Origin of the sequence: Arthrobacter sp. ISL-72, assembly GCF_018613755.1 — a bacterium.
In the GTDB taxonomy this organism is placed as follows: domain Bacteria; phylum Actinomycetota; class Actinomycetes; order Actinomycetales; family Micrococcaceae; genus Arthrobacter.
This window is the reverse complement of sequence record NZ_JAGGPP010000004.1, coordinates 256,595-279,794: the sequence shown is the minus strand read 5'-3', so window position 1 is coordinate 279,794 and position 23,200 is coordinate 256,595. Positions and strand designations below refer to the sequence as shown.

Below are 23,200 nucleotides of genomic sequence, written 5' to 3'. Positions count from 1 at the left end.
TTACGCCTCTGTCCGGCGCCACATGGTGAACCGGTACCGCGTTCCGCTGGCGGACGTCAGCCAGCCGGTCGCCGGCTCGCTCGCAGCCAGCTTCCACTCGAAGCCGAGCTCGGGGGCGTACGTGTCACCGTCGGCCTCGGAATCGATGAACGTCACTACCGCAACGTCGGCGATGTCCAGGGTCTGTGCGAAGATTTCCCCGCCGCCCAGCACCCATACGGTTTCGTGGCCGGGCACGAACTGGGATTCCAGCAGGGCGTCGTCGAGCGACTTCACCACAAGGGCACCCTGCGCTTCGGCAGTGTCACCCCAGCCGTCCTGCCGCGTCACCACGATGTTGGTGCGCCCCGGCAGCGGACGGTACTTGTCCGGGAAGGAAAGCCAGGTCTTGCGCCCCATGATCACCGGGTGCCCGGTGGTGAGCCGGGTGAAGTGCTTCATGTCCTCAGGCAGGTGCCACGGCATGTCGCCGTCCTTGCCGATCACCCCGGCAGTGGTCTGGGCCCAGACGAGCCCCACTCCGGTGGTGCCGTCGGCGATTTTTTCCGTGAAGGCCAGGGGATCCATGGCGTTATCAGTGCTCATACTGCGATCGGCGCCTTAATCGTGGGGTGGTGCTGGTAGCCGACCACTTCAAAGTCGTCCAGCGTGTAATCGAAGATTGAGTCCGGCTTGCGCAGGATCTTCAGCTGCGGGTATTCGTACGGTTCCCGCTGCAGCTGCTTTAGCACCTGGTCCATGTGGTTGTCGTAGATATGCACGTCGCCGCCGGTCCAGACGAACTCGCCCGGCTCCAGGCCCACCTGCTGTGCCAGCATGCACGTCAGCAGCGCATAGGACGCGATATTGAACGGGACGCCCAGAAAGGTGTCCGCGGAGCGCTGGTAAAGCTGGCAGGACAGTTTCCCGTCCGCAACGTAGAACTGGAAGAAGGCGTGGCACGGGGGCAGCGCCATGTCCTGCAGCTCGGCCACGTTCCAGGCGGAGACGATGTGCCGGCGCGAGTCCGGGTTGGACTTGAGGTTCTCCACCAGCTCGGCGATCTGGTCGATGTGGCCGCCGTCGGGCGTCGGCCAGCTGCGCCACTGGACACCGTAGACCGGGCCAAGCTCGCCGTCGGCATCGGCCCATTCGTTCCAGATGGTGACGCCTTGGTCCTGCATCCACTTCACATTGGTCTCGCCGCGAAGGAACCACAGCAGCTCCACCGCCACCGACTTGAAATGCACGCGCTTGGTGGTGACCAGCGGAAAGCTTTGGCTGAGGTCAAAGCGCATCTGCCGACCGAATACGCTGAGGGTGCCGGTTCCGGTGCGGTCAGATTTGTGCGTGCCGTTGGCAAGGACGTCACGCAGGAGGTCTTCATAGGGCGTTGGAATGCTCACTGTCCCAGTCTACTGAGGATGGTGGAGCCGCACGTGCAGAATGCCCTCGAGCGTGCCGTCGTCGAGTCCTGCGGCGCGCCCTTCCGCGATGTAACGGTCGACGGCGGCAATCAGGTCCGCGGTCACCGCGCCGTCCGCGGGCAGGCCGGCGTCAGGCACCCCGACGACGATGGTGCCGTTCCGCCGTCGCGCCTCGATCAGGCCGGCCTGCTCGAGTTCCTTGTAAGCGCGGGCCACTGTCCCGGCCGCAATGCCCAGGTCCGCCGCCAGGCTGCGCACGGTGGGCAGCTTGGTTCCCGCAGCCAGGGAGCCCACGGCGATCAGCGAAGAGAGCTGGGTGCGGATCTGCTCATAGGGCGGCACCGCGGAGCCGAGGTCCACCGAAAGGCTCGCCGTCATGTGACGCAGTCCTTGCCTGCTCCGGGAACTTTGCGCCGCGGAACCTCGGGCAGCTGAGCAGTGCCTCTTTTGGCAGCCGCTGACGTCCCCACCGGCACCACCGTCATGACGACGGCGGCGGCGGCCAGGATTGACCCGGCGAGGGAAGCGGGCCACCACGGGATTGATGGCGGATACGGCGCCGTACCGAAGACCGCCGCCCACGCGTGGCTGTTGGCCATCAGCAGGAGGCCGGCCTGTGCCGTGAGCATGGCCGCAAGGGTCCGCACCAGCCGGTACAGGGTGACTGCCCGCAGCGCAGCGTCGAGCCCGGGGGGAGCGTCCGGTATTCCATGCCGGAAACGCGCGGCGCAGAAAGCGGGGATTGCCGCAGCAACGGCGGCGGAGCTGGCGAGCGCAGCGGGAACCCAGCCGCCGTCCCGGCCGAGCAGCGAATTGCCGTGCCCTGTCACCACCAGTACGGCCAGGAAAACGAGCAGTGCGAGGATCGCGGCAGTGAGCAGGCCGGGTGCCACCGGCTGCCGGGGCCAGGTGCGCGGCTCGCCGGCCTTGGCGTAGTTGCGCTGCAGCAGGAGCTCGCCGGCGGCGAGGACCAACAGCACCAGCACAGCCACCGTAGCGGTGAATCCGGGCGGACCGTAGCCGCCAGGCGCGGCCATGAGGGCGGGCACAAAGAAGACCCCGGCGAGGAGGGGAAGCGCCGCGGCGACACCGAGCGCTGCACCGACCGAAGAAACCAGCCGTGCTGCGGGGTGTGAGCCTCCGGACGGTGCCGCCGGCCTTGCCTTGGTGCCGTCCGCCCCGGCCAGCTTTGGCGGCGCCCAGACCAGCATGGCCAGCAGCACGGCGATGCCGGGAATCGCGGCGAAGTTGGTCCACGACATGCTGCCGCTACCAGGGTCCGGCCTCGCCACGAAATTCCCGGCAATGACCGCCAGACCCGACGCAATGGTTGCCACGGTGCGGAGGAGCCTGTTCATCGCTATGGTCCGAAGCAGTGCGTTGTTATAGTCCGACAGCGGCTCGAGCTGCCGCCGCCGGGAGATCAGGAGGAGCACCAGCCAGGTGCCTGCCGCCAGGACGGCTAGTGCCGTTCCCAGCCAGACGGCCAGCTCGGTGCCCGGGATACGGCCATCGCCGCCGAAATACCGGTACGGATCCTGCCCTGTCACGTCCGGCACTGTCCCGTCCGGCCCTGTCCCGTACGGCGCCGTCCCGTACGGGACAGGCCTAAATCCCGGCAGCGTGGCTGTCCAGGCGATGAAAGTCGCCGCGGCCGCGAAGATGGCCAGCGTTGTCCACGCGAGCGGCCGGGGGAGGAAGTCCCTGATTCTCCGCACCTGGAGCGTGGCGGTGCGGCGGAGGCGTTTGGGGCGCGGATAGCTCAGCTGGCCCACGGCGTGTACCCCGAGGGTCCCGAGGATCGGCCAGGCCAGGGCAGGGATGATGGCATCCGGGGTGAGGAGCGAGGGGCCTATGGCCGGATTGCCGACTGAGCCGGCAGGGATGATGCCTATATTCATGGCGCCTTGCAATGAGCTGGCCATCCAGCCGATCACGCCGACCCAGAGCGCGTGCTGGGAAACCGTCTCCGGCGAGGCCCCCGTTTTGGGTTCCCACACCACCCACCTCAGGATGAGGTAGAGAACGACGGCGGCAACCAGCGGTCCCAGCAGCAGCATCGGCGGCAGTTTGAATTGGACCGGCATTATCCCCCAGAATTTGCATCAATGTACTGAGTATTTGATACAAAAAGGTCCGGGTCAAGGCGGCCGGAGTTTGGCTCCGCCGGAGGCGGAGGGCCGCTAGTCGTCGAAAGGCCTGAACTGTTCCACTGCGACAATTTTGTGGTTATTGCCCCGGGCCACATGGCACACGATGATTTCCCCGGGAGCAAGGTAGGGGTCGGAGGATGGCAGCAGGGCTCGCAGCGATCCATTCATGTGTTCCGCGAGCTGATTGATGACCGTGGGCAGCGCGGGACGGTGGGTGCAGAGGGCAATGGCGCGCTGCTTGTCAAAGAGTGATTCGACCACCGCGGCGGTCTTTTTGGGGTTGCGGGCGTGCCGGTGTTCCGTCAGGGCATCGTGCAGCTTTACCTTGGCGTCCGCGGACTTGGCGTACGGCGCAATCGTGGCGACGCAGCGCAGCCACGGGCTCGAATGCACGCGCAGCGGCTTCCACACATGCAGCAGCCTGCCGACAGCCTGCGCCTGCCGCCGCCCGGTGGCCGCGAGCGGACGGTCCCCTTCGGCCTTGGTCCAGGAAGAGCGCGGTTTGGCTTTGGCATGGCGGACCACCAGCAGTGGCCAGGTATCAAGTTCGTTGCGGGTGTAGGAGTCAACCAGGTGTTCAAGCGGCGCTACATCACCAGGGTTGCTCAGCAGGGCGGCCGCCTTTTCCGGCGAACACCACATCACGCTGTCCACTTCCTTGCCGTCCGGACGAAGCCTGGCACCGTCCACGTCCACGGCCCAGTAATGGACCACCTTCAGGCCGGCAGACACATGGTAGTGGATGGGTGGAAGCGGAATGCCAAGGGTGGCTTTGAGCCCGATCTCCTCTTCGATCTCACGGACAGCGCATTCAGGAATGGTCTCGCCGGCGTCAATCTTTCCCTTCGGCCACGACCAGTCGTCATAGCGCGGCCGGTGGATGAGCAGGACTTCGAGCTTGTCCTCATTGACGCGCCAAGGCAGCGCGCCTGCCGCGGTGACTGCTATCGGTTCCCCTGGATGGTCCGTCTGGTCCGCAACAAGCGAATCGTTCGCCGAGTCGTCGACGGCAGCGCTTTTCGCATCACTATTCAAGGCCAGGGTCCTACCGCCTTATCGACTGGCGCTGGCGCGACCGCGAGGCGAGCAGCCACGACTGGACGTCTTCCAGGTGCCGCCCGTCATCGCCGACGTGGTGCCTGATCCACTCGCCCTCGCTGTCCAGATGCCAGCTGGACGTTTCCGGGTCCATGTAGCGCCGGAGCAGGTCCAGCACGTACGACGTGTCGTCGCCACTGGTGAGCTGGACCAGTGCCTCCACACGCCGGTCAAGGTTGCGGTGCATCATGTCGGCGGAGCCAATGTAGACCACGGGATCGCCGCCGTTGGCGAAGGCAAAGACACGCGAGTGCTCCAGGAACCGTCCCAGCACGGAACGAACCGTGATGTTTTCACTGAGACCGGGGATGCCGGGGCGCAGCGAGCAGATTCCGCGGACGATCACGTCGACATTTACGCCGGCCTGCGATGCGCGGTAGAGCGAATCGATGATCGCCTCGTCCACCATTGAATTGACCTTGATCTGCACCCTTGCTGAGATGCCCGCTTTGGCGTTGCGGATTTCCTTCTCGATCCGGTCGATGAGGCCGGACCGTACCGAACGGGGCGCAACCAGGAGGCGCTTGAAGGTGGACTTCGGGGCGTAGCCGGAGAGCTGGTTGAAGAGCTTGGAAAGGTCCTCACCCACCTGATCGTTGGCCGTCAGCAGCCCGAGGTCCTCGTAGTAGCGGGCAGTGCGCGGGTGGTAGTTGCCGGTGCCGATGTGGCAGTAGCGGCGCAGGCCGTCCACTTCCTGTCGAACCACGAGGGACAGCTTGCAGTGGGTCTTCAGGCCAACAATGCCGTACACGACGTGCACGCCGGCCTGCTCCAGTTTCCGTGCCCACGAGATATTGGCCTGCTCATCGAACCGGGCCTTGATTTCCACCAGGGCCAGCACCTGCTTGCCGGCCTCCGCTGCGTCAATGAGGGCATCAACGATGGGGGAGTCGCCCGAGGTGCGGTACAGGGTCTGCTTGATGGCCTGGACCTTCGGGTCCGCCGCGGCCTGCTCCAGGAAGGCCTGGACGGAGGTGGAGAAGGAATCGTACGGGTGGTGCAGCAGGATGTCCCGCCGGCGCATGGCCGCGAAGACGTTAGCGGCCTTCGACGTTTCCGATTCGTTCAGGTACCGCGAGGTGTGCGGCACGTGCTTCGGGTAGTGCAGGTCCGCGCGGTCGATGCCGGCAATGACGGACAAGCCCCGCAGGTCCAGGGGTGCAGGAACGGAGTAGACCTCGGACTCCTCCACGCCCAGTTCACGGATCAGGAGCGCCCGGATGTTGGGGTTGATGTCGTTGGTGACCTCGAGCCGCACGGGCGGGCCGAACCGGCGGCGCAGCAGTTCCTTTTCAAGCGCCTGCAGCAGGTTTTCGGCGTCGTCCTCTTCGACTTCCACGTCCTCGTTCCGGGTAACGCGGAAGGTGTGGTGTTCCAGGACCTCCATGCCGGCGAACAGCTGGTCCAGGTGGACGGCGATGACTTCTTCCAGCGCGATGAACCGGGCCACCCGGCCCGGAACCGACCCGGCGCGCGGGCCGTCAATGGAAATGAGGCGGGGCAACTGGTCCGGAACCTTGACACGGGCGAAGAGCTCCTTGTCGCTGACGGGGTTGCGGACCACGACTGCCAGGTTTAGGGACAGCCCGGAAATGTAGGGGAACGGGTGGGCGGGATCCACCGCGAGCGGCGTCAGGATCGGGAAGACCTTTTCGGCGAACATGGCACTGAGTTGGTCTTTGGCCTGGTCATCGAGCTCATCCCAGTGCATGAGGTGGATGTGCTCGTAGGCGAGGGCCGGCCGGATCTGTTCGGCATAGACCCGCGCGTGGCGCTGGGCCAGACGGTGCGCAGCTTCGCCGATCTGGTCCAGGACCTGCATCGGGCTCAGCCCCGCCGGGGACGGGACGGCAAGCCCGGTGGCGATCCGGCGTTTCAGCCCGGCAACGCGGACCATGAAAAACTCGTCCAGGTTGGAGGCAAAGATCGAGAGGAAGCTGACCCGCTCCAGCAGGTGGAGATCGGGGTCCTCGGCAAGTTCCAGCACTCGCGAGTTGAAGGCCAGCCAGCTCAGTTCACGGTCCAGGAACCGGTCCGGGCTGATGTCGCCGTCGGGCTCAAGGCTGGGCGCGAACTCAGGAATGTCGATCCGGTCCTGCGTGGCACGGGAAGCCGGCACTTCGGAGGAGCCGAAGCGGGCGCGCACCGGCAGCACCCTGGCCTCAGACGTGGCGATTCCGGCTGATTCCGGTTGCATGGTCACTCCTTATTGCTGGCACGGTTTACCTTCAACCTTACAAGCATTCCTTTCAGGGGATACTTAGATTTCCTGAACGGTGGCGCGCCCGTCAGCCGATTGGATTAACTGCCGGTCAACGGCCCGTACATGACGTCCGCATCCCACCGCGTGAACCCGAGCCGGCGGTACAGCGACACGGCCGGAAGGTTGCCCGCATCCGTGTACAGCATCACCGCGTGCAGACCTTTGTCCTGGAGGTATCTGATGCCGGCCACGGTCAGGGCCTTGCCCAGTCCCATGCCCTGGGCTTCGGGGGTGACGCCCACCACATAGACCTCGCCGATCGCGGGATGACTGCCGTGGCGGGGGTGCACCTTGGTCCAATGGAAGCCGAGGATCCGGTCGGATGAGTCCACGGCCAGAAGGAAGCCGGCCGGATCGAACCAGTCCTCCGCCATCCGGGCTTCGAGGTCGCTCCTGGTCATGTTGCCCTGCTCCGGGTGGTGGCTGAAGGCGGCCTTGTTCGCAGCCAGCCAGGCCTCCTCGTCCTGGCCCGGCACGAAGGCCCGCAGGGTCACGTTCTCCGGGAGGGCGGTGTCGGGCAGTTCCGCGTCGGAAGCGGTCAGCCGCATCTTCCACAGTTCCCGGATGGGGCCGTAGCCGTACTTGGCAGCGAGGTCCGCGGCGGCCTCGTGGTTCCCGTGCGACCAGGCCTTCAGTCCGTCGAATCCGCGGGACGCCTTGAGCGTGGACACCAGTCTGTCCGCCACGCCCTGGTTCCGGTAGGCCGGGTGCACCGCCACCTCGAGCACCCCGGTGCCGTCCGGTTCCTCCACGACCACTGCGAACCCGGCCAGGTCCTGGGCGGTGGCAGGATCAGAATCCTCATCCGGGGCATAAAGGGCCAGAGACAGGAGCGAGTGGCTGCCGGACACGCCCGCACGGAGCGTTACAAAGGTCTGCTCGGACAGTGGGGGGTTTCCGTCGGACTCTTCGGCGGCTGCGGCGAGGGCGGTGAAGTCCCTCAGGAGTTCGTCGTCCACTCCGCCTTTGATGACGAGCACGGGCCAGGTCTCGGGATGCGCAGGACTCATGGAGTAAGGCTATACGGCCAGCCCGGGTGGCGGCGGGATTCGGGCCGATTTGAAGCTCCGGGATCCGGCACGTATAGTCGTTACCTGTCCCGGCTTCCTGAAGCGGGATTTGAGGGGGATCCACCACTGGGGTGGCCTCGATACGTTCGACCCGTATGTCCTCCACTGCAGGCGAAAAGCCAAGAGAAAAGCCCCGGACCGCTGGTCCGGGGTTTTTTCGTATGCTCGTGTTGATCGCCGCGGCGTGCCGCTGCGGTGCGGCTAGGCCTCCGTTAGCTCCTCTTCGGGCTGGCGCACCAGTGTCAGGCGGTAGCCCACGTTGCGGACGGTGCTGATCAGGTTTTCGTGGTCGGCGCCCAGCTTGGCGCGGAGTCGCCGGACGTGGACGTCAACGGTGCGGGTGCCGCCGTAGTAGTCATAGCCCCACACCTCGGTGAGCAGCTGCTGGCGGGTGAACACCCGGCCGGGGTGCTGCGCCAGGTACTTGAGGAGTTCGAACTCCTTGAAGGTCAGGTTCAGCGGGGCCCCGTTGACCCTGGCCGTGTAACTTGCTTCGTCGATGACGACGCCGGCGGCGCGGATTTCGGTGGGAAGATCCTCTTTCTCCGGTACGGCGCGGGCCACGGAGAGCCTTATCCGGGCTTCCACTTCAGCCGGACCGGCCGAATCCAGCAGGATGTCGTCTACGGCCCAGGCCGAGGAGACAGCCGCCATGCCGCCTTCGGTGAGGATCAGCATCAGCGGCGCACTGAGTCCGGTGGCCTTGAGCAGCTGGGTGAGGGACCGGGCACCCACCAGGTCCTTGCGTGCGTCCAGCAGGACGACATCGCAGGGGTCGGTCTCCAGCAGCGCGGTGGGCTCGGCAGGGAGGATATGCACGCGGTGGTTTAGTAGTTCCAAGGCAGGCAGGATGTCCACCGATGACCCGGTGCTGTTCGTCAGTAGCAGGATGTGCGACATTGTTCCTCCAAGGGGCTGTCCGCGCATCATTGGGCGTCTGAACCGGGCTTCCACCGGCCGGTACTGGCTGCCCGCGTCGGTAGTGGCCGGCCCGGATTCCCGGACCTGCCCGCATCCTCCGAAGGAAGCGTAGCTGAGCTTTGAGTATACCTAATAGCCCCTAAACAGACACTGATCCGGCTCGTTTCAATTTCCGTTTTGCGACATAAGCAGGTCACATAAGGCAGGATTGGACCGTCAGGACGGGTGCCGGATGGATACGAAGCGAAGACGATGTCAGCAGAGAGTGAGCGCGGGTAAACAGTGAAGCCGTGGACCATCGGAACCATCGGGCTGGCCGGGCTTGCTGTCTTCGTCGCCGGCGCCTATGCCCTGCCGGAAGTGTTGCTCGGCGTTGCCGTCCTCGTCGCACTGGCTGTCGGCATCGGCTGGCCCCACTTCCTGGGCATCCCAGCTAAGAAGACCCTCGCCGCCATCATCGGACTCCCCGGTGCAGGCTCTGCCGTGGCTGCCACCTATGTCCCGGCGCCCGGTTTCCTCGACTGGACGCCCGCCTTTATCGCGGCAGGCGTCATGGCCGTTTTCCTGATGCAGCTGCTGCGGGGCACGGGCCAGGCGCAGCGGCTGGAGTCGACGCTGGGCTCGAGCGCCGGCGTGCTGCTGTCCTGCCTTGGCGCAGGCTGGATTGCGGCTTCCCGGTTCAACGGAGTCAAGGAAATGGTGCTGGTGGCCGGGATCAGCGCCGCCTTTGCCCTGCTGGCCGGCCTTATCCGCTGGCCGGACCGGATCGTGGCGCCGCTGGGCATCGTCCTTGCGGGCATCACTGCTCCGCTGGCCGGACTCATCTTCTCGAACATCGCCGTCATACCCGCCGCCGCAGTGGGAGTTACGGTGGGCTCGGTTCTGGTCAGCCTGCGAAGACTGGTTATACTCCGCGGGGACCGGCTTAACTTTGCAGCCGCCCTTGGCATGGGCCTGGCGCCCGTGGCAGCGGTGGGTTCGCTCGCCTACTTCATAGACAAACTACTCATCTTCTAAAGCGTTAGGATGGCATCATGTCCGTACTTGCATTTGAGATTTTCTTCCTTGTCCTGCTTGGCATCGCCAGCCTTTCCATGGCCTGGTTCGCTGGTTTTGTGGTTTACCGCCTCTTCAAGGGCCAGAAGTAATACCAGTCCAGAGCTAGTTGCCTGCGGAGGTAGTTACTGTGCCGATTGAAATTCCTACAGACCTCACGCCCGAGCTCGTCCCGTTGTCCTGGCTCATCGGTGAGTGGGAGGGCAGCGGACGGCTCGGGGCCGGCGACGAGGACTCGGAGCACTTCCTCCAGCACGTGTCCTTCACGCACAACGGCCTGCCGTACCTTCAGTACCGCGCTGAAAGCTGGCTGAGCGACGACGAAGGAACCAAGCTGCGGCCACTGACGGTCGAGACCGGTTTCTGGGCGTTGGAGCGCAAGCAGCGGGAGGAAGACGGCGGCCCGGGCCTGATCCCGGCCGACATCGTTCCCGTGCTGAAGAGTGCTGACGAAGTCGAAGCGCTGCGCAACAGCGACGGCGGCTTTGACATCTCCGTTTCCATTTCGCACCCCGGCGGGATCTCGGAGCTGTACTACGGCCAGATCAAGGGACCCCAGATCCGGCTCAGCACCGACATGGTGATGCGCGGAAGCCATTCCAAGGAGTACACCGCCGCCACCCGGATCTTCGGGCTGGTGGAAGGAAAGCTGCTCTGGCGCTGGGACGTTGCCACCGGCAAGTCGTCCACACCCGGCGGCGGACTGGAAGCCCACGCTTCGGCCATCCTCAGCAAGGCGTCCTAGGCCGGCTGGCCCGGCGCGGCCCCAGGTCTCACTGATTTTTGTTGTCCGCAACGAGTGCAGGGAGCAAGGTCGTGAACAACCAGCAGCCGGACGAGGGAAACTCAGCACCGGGCAGGAGCTACGCTGACTTGAAGGCCGTTTTCTTCAACGGAACACTCAAGAAGTCTCCGCAGACCAGCAACACCGAGGGCCTGATCGAAGTCAGCCGCCTCATCATGGAGAAGCAGGGCGTCACCACCCGGGTGATCCGGACCGTCGATCACGATATCGCCAGCGGGGTGTACCCGGACATGCGCGAGTACGGCTGGGCTACGGACGAATGGCCGGAGCTGTACCCGGCAGTCAAGGAAGCGGACATCGTGGTGGTGGCCGGGCCCATCTGGCTGGGGGACAATTCTTCTCAGACGAAGAAACTGATCGAACGCCTGTACGCGCACTCCGGGGAACTGAACGAAAAAGGACAGTGGGCCTTCTACCCGAAAGTGGGCGGCTGCCTCATCACCGGCAACGAGGACGGCATCAAGCACTGCTCGATGAACATTCTCTACAGCCTCCAACACATCGGTTTCAGCATCCCGCCGCAGGCCGACGCCGGCTGGATAGGCCCCGTGGGACCCGGCCCCAGCTACCTTGATAAAGGGTCCGGAGGTCCGGAGAGCGACTTCACCAACCGCAACACCACCTTCATGACGTGGAACCTGCTGCACCTGGCGAGAACGCTGAAGGACGCCGGCGGGATCCCGGCCTACGGCAACCTGCCGGAACAATGGAAGGCCGGCACCCGCTTCGACTTTGAGAACCCCGAGTACCGCTGAGCCCACCAGCATTTAGTGTGCCGGTCGCCGGGCCATCCGGTGCCGGAATACCTGCCCCGTTAAGGACGTTCCCTACATATGACTATCAAGAGCCCCCTGTTGTCGCGCCCTGGCGCTGTCGAGGCCGCCGGCGCGGACGCCGGCGTCGCGTCGCACTACGGTGAGCCGCTGCGCGAGCAGCGCGCCCTGGCAGCCGGAACCGCCGTCGTCGACCTTTCCCACCGCGGCGTGGTCACCGTCACCGGTCCGGACCGCTTGAGCTGGCTCAACACCCTATCCTCCCAGCAGGTCACCAACCTTGCCCCCGGGGAGTCCAGCGAACTGCTGCTGCTCAGCGTCCAGGGCCGCATCGAGTTTGACGCGCGGGTAATCGACGACGGGGGGACCACCTGGCTGATTGTGGAGGCCGCCGAAGCGGCGCCGCTGGCGGAGTGGCTGAACCGGATGAAGTTCATGCTCCGCGTTGAGATTGCCGACGTTTCGGGCAACTGGGCCGTCCTCGGAACCACACGGCGGGTGGAGGACTGGCAGGACCTGAAGGTGTGGGAGGACCCCTGGCCGCATGTGGGCGCCGGCGGCTACGCCTACTCCGTGGTCGGGGAAGAATCACATCCCGGACTCGAACGGCCCTGGTTTGAATACCTGGTGCCCGCCGCTGAACTGGAAGCCACCGTGGGTGACCGTCCGCTGGCCGGCATGTGGGCCGCGGAAGCACTGCGGATCGCCGCCTGGCGCCCCCGCCTTGGCGCGGAAACCGATGACAAGACGATCCCGCACGAACTGGACCTCCTGCGCACCGCCGTGCACCTGGCCAAGGGCTGCTACAAGGGCCAGGAGACGATCGCCCGCGTGCACAACCTTGGGCACCCGCCGCGGCGCCTGGTCTTCCTCCAGCTGGACGGCTCCCAGCACACGCTCCCCGCAGTGGGCAGCGACGTGCGCCTTGGGGACCGGAAGGTGGGCACGGTGACCTCCGTGGTGCAGCATTACGAAATGGGCCCGGTGGCCCTGGCGGTCATAAAGCGATCGGTGTCTCCGGATGAAATACTGACGGTCGTAGACGGCGACGAACCATACACGGCCGCGCAGGAAGTCATCGTGGCTCCCGATGCCGGCCAGGTGGTGGGCCGCCAGACCGGATTCCTGAAGGGAACGCACCGATGACCGACACCACGGGGGACAACAGCACCGCTGGTCCCGACGACCAGACCCTGGCCCTTGCCCACGCCCTCTTTGATGCAGCACGGCAGGGCGACGCCGCGCTGCTGGCAACCTATCTGGACGCCGGAGCCCCGCCCAACATGACCAACTCGGCCGGCGACTCCCTGCTGATGCTGGCGGCCTACCACGGACATGCCCCGGCGGTACAGCTGCTCCTGCAGCACGGAGCCGACGCCAACGCCGTCAACGACCGCGGCCAGACTCCGCTCGCCGGGGCTGCCTTCAAGGGCTACACCGAGGTGGCTGAAGCTCTGCTCGGCGCAGGCGCAGACCCCGACGCCGGAACCCCCTCGGCACGGGCCGCGGCGGAAATGTTTGCCCGGACCGACATCCAGGCCTTGCTGGGCTGAGCGGACCGCCGGACGGCCCGCGGGTTATTCGACCCGCGGGCTTTCTTGCCCCTCAATATTCCATGTGGAATAGTTGACATGGAATAAGCCAGTTATCCGCCATCGAGAGGGAGCAACCGGAACCATGCCCCGACCTGCTCCGCTGACACCGCTCGGCATAGCTGCGTTGTCATTGCTGGTTGAGGAGCCGATGCATCCCTATGAGATGTACCAGCTCCTCATGGCCAGGCATGAAGACAGGCTGGTCAAGGTGCGCCCGGGAACGCTCTATCACGCCGTGGGCCGGCTTGAGGAGCGCGGCCTGGTGGAGACCGCCGGAACGGACCGGGAAGGCAACAGGCCGGAACGGACCACATACCGGATCACGTCCGCCGGGCGGGAGGCACTCACGGGGCGCCTGCAGGACATGCTCGCCGAGCCGGTGAACGAATATCCGGCCTTCCCGCTGGCCGTGTCCGAGGCATACAATCTCCCGGTCGCCGTCGTCCTGGAGCTCCTTGACCGCCGGCTGGTACTGCTGCAGGAACAACTCGAGTACCTGCAGGCGGGAGAGGCCGCGGTCCGGAAAAAGGACGTGGCCCGCAAGTACTGGATCGACCTCCAGTACCAACAGACCATGCTGGGGTCCGAAATGGGCTGGATCCGCGGCCTGCAGGACCAGCTGCGCTCCGGGGAACTCCCGTGGTAGCGCAGCAGCCACAACAACCATCAGAAGGAAGCACATGGAAAACGTAGCGAGGCCGTGGCCGGCCCTCTGGTCCCTGGTGATCGGCTTCTTTATGATCCTGATCGACACCACCATCGTTTCGGTGGCGAACCCCCGGATCATGGAAGGCCTGAACGCTGACATCAATTCCGTGATCTGGGTGACCAGCGCCTACCTGCTGGCCTACGCCGTGCCGCTGCTGATCACCGGCCGGCTGGGCGACCGGTTCGGGCCCAAGAAGCTTTACCTGACGGGGCTGGTGGTATTCACGCTCGCGTCCCTGTGGTGCGGGGTGTCCGGCGACGTCCAGACCCTGATCCTTGCCCGCGTGGTCCAGGGTTTCGGTGCCGCGATCATGACGCCGCAGACCATGGCCGTGATTACCCGCATCTTCCCGCCGGACAGGCGCGGGGCGGCCATGGGGATCTGGGGCGCCACCGCCGGCGTGGCCACCCTGGTGGGACCGATCCTTGGCGGTGTGTTGGTGGACGGACTCGGCTGGGAGTGGATCTTCTTTATCAACGTGCCGGTGGGAATCGCGGGCTTCATCCTGGCCCTCCGCTTCGTTCCCTCCCTGACCACCCATCCGCACAAGTTCGACATTCCCGGCGTGCTGCTCAGCGCCGTCGGGCTGTTCCTGCTGGTGTTCGGCATCCAGGAGGGCGAGACCTACGACTGGGGGACCATCACCGGGCCCGTCACAGTATGGAGCCTCATCATCGCCGGGGTTGTGGTGCTGGCGGCGTTTGTACTGTGGCAGCGCTTCAATAAAGGCGAACCCCTGCTCCCGCTGGCCCTGTTCAGGGACCGCAACTTCTCGCTGGCCAATCTGGGAATCACCACAGTGGGCTTTACGGTCACGGCCTTCGGCCTCCCGCTGATCTTTTACTACCAGATGGTCCGCGGCCTCACTCCCACGCAGTCCGCCCTGATGATGGTCCCGATGGCGCTCATCTCGGGCGGCCTCGCACCGGTGGTCGGCAAAATCATCGACCGCGTGAATCCGAAGTACATCACGGCTGCCGGGCTCACGCTCATGTCCGTGGCACTGTTCTGGAACTCAGCGCTGATGCATCCGGACACGCCCATCTGGCTCTTCCTGCTGCCCAGCGCCGTGCTCGGTTTCGCGAATGCCGGCATCTGGGCGCCGCTGAGTTCCACGGCCACGCGCAACCTGCCGCCGCGCCAGGCCGGTGCCGGTGCAGGGGTCTACAACACCACACGCCAGATCGGCGCGGTGCTGGGTAGTGCAGCCATCGCGGTGCTCATGCAGGCACGGCTGGCTGAAGAACTTCCGGCGGCCCCCGGGGGCGCCGCGGGCGAGGCGGGCGCCATGAGTTTCGGCGGACAGCTGCCACAAGCGCTGCACGCAGGATTTTCGACGGCGATGGGACAGTCCATCATGTTGCCGGCAGCAGTGATTGTGCTGGGCGCGGCCATGGCGCTGTTTTTCGCGAAGCCCAAGCCGGTGGAAAACTGGGGCGGCGCCGCTGCTCCGGCCTCCGACTCTGCATCGGCCAAGTCCGCCTGACTATCCGCCTGGTTATTCGCCTGCCAGGATGGCCAGCCGGGCCGGGTCCTTCGTCAGCCCAGCAGCACGCTGGTCTGGATGCCGCCCGTCGAGAACCCGAGGCTGCGGGCAATAGCCAAGGCGCCCTTGTTGCTCACGTCCGTGCGCCACTGCAGGGTCAGGCCCGCCGTGAGTGCTTCATGCGCGGCTATGGATGCCGCCAGCGAGCCGAGTCCCCGGCGGCGCCAGTCAGGGTCCACCAGCACGCCCATGTGGGCCAGGATGCCTTCCCATTCGGTGTAGGCGCCGCATGCCACGGGAGCCTTGCGGCCCTGGACGTCCAGCAGGATTGTGAACCGGTGTTCCAGCTCGGACAGTCCCACCTCATTGACGTCGTCAGGCGGGCAGCAGCCTTCCAGCTCAATGGCCTCGGGGTTGCCGTGCGAAACGGTCAGCTCCTCCCCGGGCTGGAGCAGGGGGAGGTCGTCGGCGAAGAAGAGAGCGGCCGCGCCCAGTCCATGGCCGCCGTGGTGCCGTGTGATTGTCAGCAGGGTCACGTGCTGGGCCAGTTCCTCGTCCGGGATGCCCTCGGCGGCGTCGAGGGCCCACTGGGGTCCGACGAGGGCCGACGCGCCAAACAGCCGCACAAAATCCACGGATTTCCGGGACTCGTCCGCCCTCAGGATCCGCCCGCCAGCGGGAGGCCAGCCGGCGCCCGAAACTGCCGCATCGGCGTCGAGCATGCGCGCCGCGGCAAACACCCCGTCGTCGAGGCCCAGATGCCGGGCCCATGCCAGCTGGATGATGTCGGCGGAGCCGGAGTCGAGAGTCATGCCTCAACCCTACCCAGCACAACACAAGCGCGAACGGACACTTGAGGCCCCCGTGGCGGGGGCCTCAAGTGTCCGTTCGCGCTCTACTCGCGGTCCGAAGCTGCTATCCGAAGAGCACGGCGGCTTCGTCGTACCGGTGCTGCGGGACGCTCTTGAGGTTGCCCAGGGCGGCGTCGAAGCCGACGTGCACGATGTCGGTGCCGTTGAGCGACACCATGGTGCCCCAGCGCTGGTCCACCACGGAGTCGATGGCGGCCATGCCCAGGCGCGTCGCGAGGACCCGGTCGAAGGCGGACGGGACGCCGCCGCGCTGGATGTGGCCAAGGACGGTGGCGCGGGTTTCGATCCCGGTCCGGGCCTCGAGTTCGGGGGCGAGCATCTCGGCGATGCCGCCGAGGCGCGGACGTCCGAAGGTGTCCAGCCCGCGCTCGGAGTGCGGCGTTTCCTGGCCCTCGGGAACGAAGCCTTCGGCAACAACCACCAAGGGCGCGCGGCCACGGTCGTGGGCTTCCTGCACCCATTCGGTGATCTGGTCCATGGAGGCTTTCTGCTCCGGGATCAGGATTGCGTGGGCGCCGGATGCCATGCCGGCGTGCAGCGCGATCCAGCCAACGTGGCGGCCCATGACCTCGGCGATCATGCAGCGGTGGTGGGATTCACCTGTGGTGCGGAGGCGGTCGATGGCCTCGGTGGCGATCTGGACGGCGGTGTCGAAACCGAAGGTGTAGTCGGTGGCATCAAGGTCGTTGTCCACGGTCTTGGGCACGCCGACGATCTTCAGCCCTGCGTCGGTGAGGCGCTTGGCTGCGGCCAGCGTTCCCTCACCGCCGATGGCGATGATTGCGTCGATGCCGAGGCGGTCCATGTGGGCCTTGATGACCTCGGGGCCGCCGTTGTTTTCGAACGGGTTGGTCCGGGAAGTTCCCAGGATGGTGCCGCCCTGCTTCGCAATGCCGCGCACCATGGTGCGGGGAACGTCAATGATGTCGCCTTCGACGACGCCGCGCCAGCCGTCAAGGAATCCTACGAATTCGTGGCCGTGGATGGCAATCCCTTTGAGGACGGCGCCGCGGATAACGGCGTTCAGTCCGGGGCAGTCGCCACCGCTGGTGAGAATTCCAATTTTCATGTCTCGGCTCAAATCCTGGTGAGAGGGTGTTCTGGCAGAGCGCCACGCTGAGCTCACCTAGATTCTAGTGGTGAGTGTGGGTTACGACACAAACTGGTTACACGGTGCCCCTTTAATCTCAGCCGGGATGGCGAACGAAAAGGCCCCCGCTCCGGAGAGCAGGGGCCTTGGGATTCGTGTGGTCAAGATCCGTTGATTGACCGTTTGTCCAGGAAGGACTGGAGGATGATGGCGTTCCGCTGGTCCGGAAGGACCAGCCATGCTGCCAGGTAGAACACGAAGGCCGGGCCGGGCAGGAGGCTGAAGAGCAGGAACGCGATCCGGACGAAGGCGACGTCCACATTGAGCTTTGCGGCGATGCCTCCGCACACGCCACCCAACCACCGCTGCGGTCCGCGCTTCAGGCCAAGGCCCCTAACGATGCTGTAGAACTTATCCATGCTTCAAGACTTCCCTGTTGTGGATTCTTTGTCACGTCCGCGGGCCGAGAGCAGCCCGCCCACCACGAGTGCGGCGCCCGCACCGAGCATCAGGCCGATCAGTACGTAGGTCCCGTTCAGCGCCACGATGCCGAGCTGTCCGATGATGATCAACGCTGCCAGTGCCAGGATGATGAGCCCCCAGACCACCGTGCCGACCCGTGCCGACAATGGTCCGCCGTGCCGTGCCGCCGCGCCGGGTGCCGGTTCCGTTGTCGAGGCCGCCGGGTGCGCTTTTGCCGGGGCCTTTGCCTGCGCCTTTGCCTGCGGCGCAGTGTCCGGATCGGGTTCGTAGCTGCTCATGTCAGTTTCCTTCCTGGATGGTGATGTTGCTCATCGTTCCGTCGATCTCGAGGATGAGCGCGGCGCCGGGCTTGTCGGTGTTGTAACTGCTCTGCTGGGAGCTCATGCCGCCGTGGTGCTGGCCGCCTTCGTTGAGGTTGCCCATGGTCATGTCGGCCTTGATTTCCACGGGAACGGTGTCCGGGATGATGACGGTCAGGTTGCTTGCCGTGATATCCAGGGGAATCACGACGTCGGTACTGAGAGGCGGTGTCAGGTTCAGTTTCGTCAGGTCAGCGGTGCCGCTGCCTCCGGTGATGTCGAAGCCTTCGCCGGCCTGCTGGATAGTGGCCGGGTTCCAGTTGGCTTCCTGGAAGCGGAACCGGTCACCGTTGGGAACCACGTTGAAGATGCCGCCGATGATGAGCGCCACCACGGCAAAGAAACCGAGGATTCCCGAGGTCCGGCCCCTGAGGCCCAGAATCAGGATGCCGAGGCCGAGGACGGCAGCGCCGCTGGCCCAGACCACCGCGTTGACCGCGTCACCGAGGTTGATGACGTTGAGGGCCTCCAAGGCTTTGATACCGCCGCCTACCAGCAGGGCCAGGCCGGCCGTTACCGCGACTGCGGGGGCTCCCGGGCCAAGGTTAGGCGCCTTCGGTGCGGGAGCCAACGGGCCGTGCCCGCCATAGCCGCCGGGGCCGGAAGCGCCGCCATAGGGCGGGGTGGGGCCGTAACCGCCGGGGGCGCCGCCGTCGTACGGGCCGCCTGTGTAGGTGTTTCCTGTGAAGGGGCCGGACTCATACGGCGCGCCGGATGCCGGGAAGGCTGTGCCGGCCGGCGCGGTGGCTGCGAAGGCGGTCCCGCCGGCTGCGGAGCCGGCATCCGTGCTGGTGTTCATGATGGGGGCTCCGTTCCGGGCCTTGTTGCGCTGCGAGAGGTAGTAGATGAAGTAGATGGCGCCGGCGATCCAGAAGACTGTCCAGAAGAAGCCGCCGAAACCGTTCCGCTCCCAGCCCCAGAAGCCGCTGCCCAGGCTGGGGAAGCCGATCACGGTGGTGATGAGGGCACCGGTCATGCCGGTGGACCATCGTCCGGCGCCTGCTTCCTGGACGTGGATGCGGCCGTCGGGCTCGGGGAGGAATGCCCAGGCGATGCCGTAGAGCAGCACTCCGATGCCGGCGAAAATAGCGAGGACAATGAAGATGCCGCGCACGATCAGCGGGTCGATGCCCAGCCGGTGCGCGATGCCGCTGGCGACGCCGCCGATCCAGCGGTCCCGGCCGCGCTGGATGCCATGGCCCCGGATCCAGTCGAAGAAGTTCTGCGGCTGGGGCTGGGGGTAGGCGTACCGGGAACTCCCGGAGTGGTCAGTGGGGATCTGGTCGCCGGGGACCTGGGCGTTCGGGTAAAGCGGCGGCGGGCCGCCCGGGAAGCTGCCCTGCGTGGTGCCGGAGTCATCCTGGACCGAGGCGGTGCTGTCCGCGGATGCGCCTTCCGCCGGGCCGGCGGAACCGGGATCCGGACGGCTGGCGGGGAGTGGATCTTCGTCGGGGTGTGCATTGTGCTGGTTCATACTTCGATCCTCCCGTTTGTTGCCTGCGCGCTCTATTGGGGAACACCCTGAGCTATCCCTGAGTGACCCCCGGTTCGTTGCGAAACCAGGCGTCGGTAACCCTGATCCGTGTTTGGATTGACACATGACAACCGCCCTTTCCCGCCCTCCGCTGGTCCGCAGCAGCGACCGCATGATTGCCGGTGTCTGCGCGGGCCTTGCCGCCCACTTGGGCTGGCCGGTGCGGATGGTCCGCATCGGCATGGTGGTGGCCGCATTCGCCGGCGGGGCCGGGCTGGCGTTCTATGCATGGCTCTGGATCATGGTTCCCACCGCGGACGAGAACGCAAAGCGGAACGCGCGGCGCCCGGCGTCGCCCATTGCCCCGGCAGTGAGCGCCCCCGGCCCGCTGCCGGTACCGCCCGGCTTTATCGCCGGTCCGGCGCCCGCCGCCGGTCTAGCGGAACCCGTCTCCCGTCCTGCCGACGGCCGGGACGGCCTCGCGGACGTCGGACAGCCACTGCCCGCGGGAAGCGGCACATCACAGGGAACGGCGCCGACGAACCCGGCCTGGTTCCGTTTCCGCCGCATGCCGTTCGCCAAGGAAATCCTGCTGGGCGCCGGCCTGTTGCTGGCCGGCGGCATCCTGACCGCGCGGATGCTGGGAGTGGACGTTCCGCTGGGCACCCTGATCCCGGCCGCGGCGATTCTCGGCGGGGCAGCCATTGCCTGGATGCAGCTGGATGAAACCCGCCGTGCCGGCCTTGTGGACAAGACGAAGGCGGACCAGGCCGGCGGCTGGGCCAGGCTTGCCGCTGGGCTGGCTCTCGTGGTGGCCGGGGTGCTCGTGATGGTGTCCGGATCCGGCTCCTGGGAGCAGACGTGGCTGGCCCTCCTGGCCTCCGTGGCGGTCCTCGGCGGCGTGGCGCTGGTGCTGCTCCCGTGGGGCCTGAAGTTCTGGCGGGACCTGGAGGCCGAACGCGCGGGCCGGGTCCGCGCCACCGAGCGCGCCGAGATCGCCGCGCACCTCCACGATTCCGTGCTGCAGACACTTGCGCTGATCCAGCGCCGCGCCGGCAACGAGCACGACGTCGTGCGGCTGGCCCGCGCGCAGGAGCGTGAGCTGCGGGGCTGGCTGTACCGGGACCCCGGCAAGGAAGCCGGGCAGCTTTCGGAACGCATCAAGGCAGCAGCTGCCGAAGTTGAGGACTCACTGGGCAACGCTGTGGACGTGGTCACCGTGGGTGACACCGCCATGACCGAGCGCCACGAGGCACTGGTGCAAGCCAGCCGCGAGGCCATGGTGAACGCCTCCCGTCACGGCGGCTGCACAGTATCGGTCTACCTGGAAGTGGCCGACGGCGGCGTCGAAGTTTTTGTTAAGGACCGCGGCCCGGGCTTCGATCCGCAGTCGGTTCCTGCCGACCGGATGGGGGTCAGGGAATCGATCGTCGGACGGATGAAGCGCCACGGCGGCAGCGCAGTTATCAGCAGCAGTGCGGACGGGACGGAAGTGCGGCTCAGGCTGCCGTCCGACGCCGCGGACAACGGAGAGGGAAAGTCGTGAACAACATCGGCACAGGGGACGCGCATGCAGGAGGCGTTCCAGCCATCCGCGTGGTCATCGTGGACGACCATGCCATCTTCCGTTCGGGGCTCAAAGCGGACCTCGACGACCGGGTCACCGTGGTGGGGGAGGCCGGGACAGTCGAGCAGGCCATCGCCGTGATCGCGCAGACGCGGCCCCAGGTGGTGCTCCTGGACGTGCACCTCCCGGGCGGATTGGGCGGCGGAGGACGCGAAGTAATTTCCGGATCTGCTGCCCTGCTGGCAAGCACCAGGTTCCTCGCGTTGAGCGTCTCGGATGCCGCAGAAGATGTGGTTTCCGTCATCCGCGCGGGGGCCCGGGGCTATGTGACCAAAAGCATCTCCGGAGCCGAAATAACCGACGCCGTGCTGCGCGTGGCCGGCGGCGACGCCGTCTTTTCGCCGCGGCTCGCCGGGTTCGTCCTGGACGCTTTCGGCACTGCGCCGGCGGACATCGCCGACGACGAACTCGACCGCCTCTCGGCCCGCGAACTGGAGGTCATGCGGCTCATTGCGAGGGGCTACAGCTACAAGGAAGTGGCCAAGGAGCTCTTCATCTCCATCAAGACCGTGGAGACCCACGTCTCGGCCGTGCTGCGCAAGCTGCAGCTCTCCAGCCGCCACGAACTGACCAAGTGGGCGGCCGAGCGCCGGCTCCTCTAACCCGCCCCGGATGCTCTCTCACTTCCTGCCGCTTAACCACAAACGCTCTCTCACCGGGTGAGAGAGCGTTTGGGTATTTCCTGCAGGAAGTGAGAGAGCGTGCCTATTTGGCCTTGCCGAGGAAGCCCTGGAGCCGCGCGACGCCGGTGGCAAGGTCGTCGTCGCCAAGGGCGTAGGAGAGACGCAGGTAGCCTGACGGGCCGAAGGCCTCGCCCGGAACAACCGCAACCTCCACCTCGTCGAGGATGAGCGCGGCGAGCTCAGCGGAAGTCTGCGGACGGACCGTTCCGTTCTCCGTCTCGAACTCCTTGCCCAGCAGGCCGCGGACATCCGCGTAGACGTAGAAGGCGCCCTTCGGCGTCGGGCATTCCACCCCGTCGATGGCGTTCAGGCCGGCAACGATAGCCTTCCGGCGGCGGTCGAAGGCCACCTTCATCTCGTCCACTGCGGTGAGCGGGCCGGACACGGCAGCTAGGGCGGCGATCTGGGGAATGTTGGAAACGTTGGAGGTGGCGTGCGACTGCAGGTTGGTGGCCGCCTTGATGACGTCCGCCGGGCCGATCATCCAGCCCACGCGCCATCCGGTCATGGCGTAGGTCTTGGCAACGCCGTTGAGGATGACCACCTTGTCGCCGAGTTCGGGAACCGCCGTCGCAATGGACGTGAACGGAACGTCGTCGTAGGTCAGGTGCTCGTAGATTTCGTCAGTGACAACCCACAGGCCCTTTGAGGCAGCCCAGAGGCCGATCTCGCGGACCTGTTCGGGAGAGTACACGGACCCCGTGGGGTTGGACGGCGAGACGAACAGCAGGATCTTGGTGCGCTCGGTGAGGGCGGCTTCAAGCTGCTCCACGGTGACGAGGTATTCCTGCTCCGGGCCGGCGAAAACTTCTACCGGCACACCGCCGGCCAGCCGGATGGCTTCGGGATAGGTGGTCCAGAAGGGTGTGGGAACAATGACTTCGTCGCCCGGATCAACCAGCGTGGCGAAGGTGTTGTAGACGGCCTGCTTGCCGCCGTTCGTCACCAGAACCTGTGATGCCTCGGCCTTGTAGCCGGAATCCCGGAACGTCTTGTCCGCGATGGCCTGCTTGAGCTCCGGCAGCCCGGCCGCGGGGGAGTAGCGGTGGTACTTGGGCTGGCTGGCGGCATCAATGGCGGCCTGGACGATGTAGCCGGGCGTCGGGAAATCGGGTTCCCCGGCACCGAAGCCGATGACCGGCCGTCCGGCTGCCTTGAGTGCCTTGGCCTTGGCATCAACTGCCAGGGTGGCGGATTCGGCGATAGCGGAAATGCGTTGGGAAACGCGGGCGGCAGGCATGGCGGGGTCCATTCTTCGCTTGCAGCTCGATGGCTGG

The 23,200-nt window shown here is 66.0% G+C and carries 23 protein-coding genes; 9 read left to right on the top strand and 14 right to left on the bottom strand.

Annotated features, from left to right (window positions below; translation table 11 throughout):
- From J7I92_RS04270 to J7I92_RS04235, 8 genes are all read right to left on the bottom strand, one after another.
- Positions 1-585, bottom strand: a complete 585-nt coding sequence (locus J7I92_RS04270; protein WP_214837721.1) for a dihydrofolate reductase — start codon at positions 583-585, stop codon at positions 1-3.
- A complete protein-coding gene (locus J7I92_RS04265) occupies positions 582-1,385 on the bottom strand; it encodes a thymidylate synthase (RefSeq protein ID WP_214837718.1) in 804 nt (267 codons plus the stop codon). Before J7I92_RS04265 ends, J7I92_RS04270 begins: the two co-directional genes overlap by 4 nt.
- Before the next feature lie 9 nt (positions 1,386-1,394).
- Positions 1,395-1,784, bottom strand: coding sequence for a GntR family transcriptional regulator (locus J7I92_RS04260; RefSeq protein ID WP_214837715.1), 390 nt, complete (start codon positions 1,782-1,784; stop codon positions 1,395-1,397).
- Positions 1,781-3,493 carry a hypothetical protein gene (locus J7I92_RS04255; RefSeq protein WP_214837712.1) on the bottom strand — a complete coding sequence of 571 codons (1,713 nt, stop codon included), beginning with the start codon at positions 3,491-3,493 and terminating at the stop codon, positions 1,781-1,783. Before J7I92_RS04255 ends, J7I92_RS04260 begins: the two co-directional genes overlap by 4 nt.
- A 96-nt stretch (positions 3,494-3,589) precedes the next feature.
- Entirely contained in the window at positions 3,590-4,594 is a 1,005-nt protein-coding gene (locus J7I92_RS04250) for an NUDIX hydrolase (protein ID WP_214837709.1), read from the bottom strand.
- A 10-nt stretch (positions 4,595-4,604) separates the two neighbouring features.
- Entirely contained in the window at positions 4,605-6,854 is a 2,250-nt protein-coding gene (locus J7I92_RS04245; protein ID WP_214837706.1) for an RNA degradosome polyphosphate kinase, read from the bottom strand.
- A 104-nt stretch (positions 6,855-6,958) separates the two neighbouring features.
- Positions 6,959-7,930 (bottom strand): mycothiol synthase, encoded by a 972-nt coding sequence (gene mshD / locus J7I92_RS04240; protein WP_214837703.1) that lies wholly within the window; start codon positions 7,928-7,930, stop codon positions 6,959-6,961.
- Positions 7,931-8,191: 261 nt separating this feature from the next.
- Positions 8,192-8,890 carry a response regulator transcription factor gene (locus J7I92_RS04235; RefSeq protein WP_011692843.1) on the bottom strand — a complete coding sequence of 233 codons (699 nt, stop codon included), beginning with the start codon at positions 8,888-8,890 and terminating at the stop codon, positions 8,192-8,194.
- Positions 8,891-9,193: 303 nt separating this feature from the next.
- Between J7I92_RS04235 and J7I92_RS04230 the strand changes: the two genes are divergently transcribed.
- The 7 genes from J7I92_RS04230 to J7I92_RS04200 all read left to right on the top strand — a co-directional run bounded on the left by J7I92_RS04230 (position 9,194) and on the right by J7I92_RS04200 (position 15,335).
- Positions 9,194-9,928 (top strand): permease, encoded by a 735-nt coding sequence (locus J7I92_RS04230; RefSeq protein WP_214837699.1) that lies wholly within the window; start codon positions 9,194-9,196, stop codon positions 9,926-9,928.
- Between the two features lie 169 nt (positions 9,929-10,097).
- On the top strand, positions 10,098-10,712 hold the full coding sequence (locus tag J7I92_RS04225) for an FABP family protein (protein ID WP_214837697.1): 615 nt from the start codon (positions 10,098-10,100) through the stop codon (positions 10,710-10,712).
- 71 nt (positions 10,713-10,783) lie between these two features.
- Positions 10,784-11,527: a flavodoxin family protein gene (locus J7I92_RS04220; protein WP_214837695.1), complete on the top strand. Its 744-nt coding sequence runs from the start codon at positions 10,784-10,786 to the stop codon at positions 11,525-11,527.
- Between the two features lie 78 nt (positions 11,528-11,605).
- The gene (locus J7I92_RS04215) at positions 11,606-12,691 is read left to right on the top strand and encodes a folate-binding protein YgfZ (protein ID WP_214837693.1); all 1,086 of its coding nucleotides are present in this window, start codon (positions 11,606-11,608) and stop codon (positions 12,689-12,691) included.
- Entirely contained in the window at positions 12,688-13,098 is a 411-nt protein-coding gene (locus tag J7I92_RS04210) for an ankyrin repeat domain-containing protein (RefSeq protein ID WP_214837691.1), read from the top strand. Before J7I92_RS04215 ends, J7I92_RS04210 begins: the two co-directional genes overlap by 4 nt.
- Positions 13,099-13,222: 124 nt before the next feature.
- Positions 13,223-13,786: a PadR family transcriptional regulator gene (locus J7I92_RS04205; RefSeq protein WP_214837689.1), complete on the top strand. Its 564-nt coding sequence runs from the start codon at positions 13,223-13,225 to the stop codon at positions 13,784-13,786.
- Between the two features lie 34 nt (positions 13,787-13,820).
- On the top strand, positions 13,821-15,335 hold the full coding sequence (locus J7I92_RS04200; RefSeq protein ID WP_214837687.1) for a DHA2 family efflux MFS transporter permease subunit: 1,515 nt from the start codon (positions 13,821-13,823) through the stop codon (positions 15,333-15,335).
- Positions 15,336-15,388: 53 nt separating this feature from the next.
- Here the strand turns inward: J7I92_RS04200 and J7I92_RS04195 are convergent, their stop codons facing one another.
- The 5 genes from J7I92_RS04195 to J7I92_RS04175 all read right to left on the bottom strand — a co-directional run bounded on the left by J7I92_RS04195 (position 15,389) and on the right by J7I92_RS04175 (position 19,613).
- On the bottom strand, positions 15,389-16,147 hold the full coding sequence (locus tag J7I92_RS04195; protein ID WP_214837685.1) for a GNAT family N-acetyltransferase: 759 nt from the start codon (positions 16,145-16,147) through the stop codon (positions 15,389-15,391).
- 103 nt (positions 16,148-16,250) lie between these two features.
- Entirely contained in the window at positions 16,251-17,276 is a 1,026-nt protein-coding gene (locus J7I92_RS04190; RefSeq protein ID WP_214837682.1) for a 6-phosphofructokinase, read from the bottom strand.
- Between the two features lie 182 nt (positions 17,277-17,458).
- Positions 17,459-17,716 (bottom strand): PspC domain-containing protein, encoded by a 258-nt coding sequence (locus tag J7I92_RS04185; RefSeq protein WP_214837680.1) that lies wholly within the window; start codon positions 17,714-17,716, stop codon positions 17,459-17,461.
- A gap of 3 nt (positions 17,717-17,719) precedes the next feature.
- Entirely contained in the window at positions 17,720-18,058 is a 339-nt protein-coding gene (locus J7I92_RS04180) for a hypothetical protein (protein ID WP_214837678.1), read from the bottom strand.
- Position 18,059: 1 nt separating this feature from the next.
- Positions 18,060-19,613, bottom strand: coding sequence for a PspC domain-containing protein (locus J7I92_RS04175; RefSeq protein WP_214837676.1), 1,554 nt, complete (start codon positions 19,611-19,613; stop codon positions 18,060-18,062).
- A 124-nt stretch (positions 19,614-19,737) separates the two neighbouring features.
- Between J7I92_RS04175 and J7I92_RS04170 the strand changes: the two genes are divergently transcribed.
- Positions 19,738-21,159, top strand: a complete 1,422-nt coding sequence (locus J7I92_RS04170; protein ID WP_214837675.1) for an ATP-binding protein — start codon at positions 19,738-19,740, stop codon at positions 21,157-21,159.
- A gap of 50 nt (positions 21,160-21,209) precedes the next feature.
- Complete coding sequence (locus J7I92_RS04165; RefSeq protein WP_396020352.1) at positions 21,210-21,842, top strand: LuxR C-terminal-related transcriptional regulator; 633 nt, start codon at positions 21,210-21,212, stop codon at positions 21,840-21,842.
- Positions 21,843-21,945: 103 nt separating this feature from the next.
- On the opposite strand, the gene J7I92_RS04160 is transcribed toward J7I92_RS04165, so the two are convergent.
- On the bottom strand, positions 21,946-23,163 hold the full coding sequence (locus tag J7I92_RS04160; protein WP_214837671.1) for a pyridoxal phosphate-dependent aminotransferase: 1,218 nt from the start codon (positions 23,161-23,163) through the stop codon (positions 21,946-21,948).
- Positions 23,164-23,200: the final 37 nt, after the last annotated feature.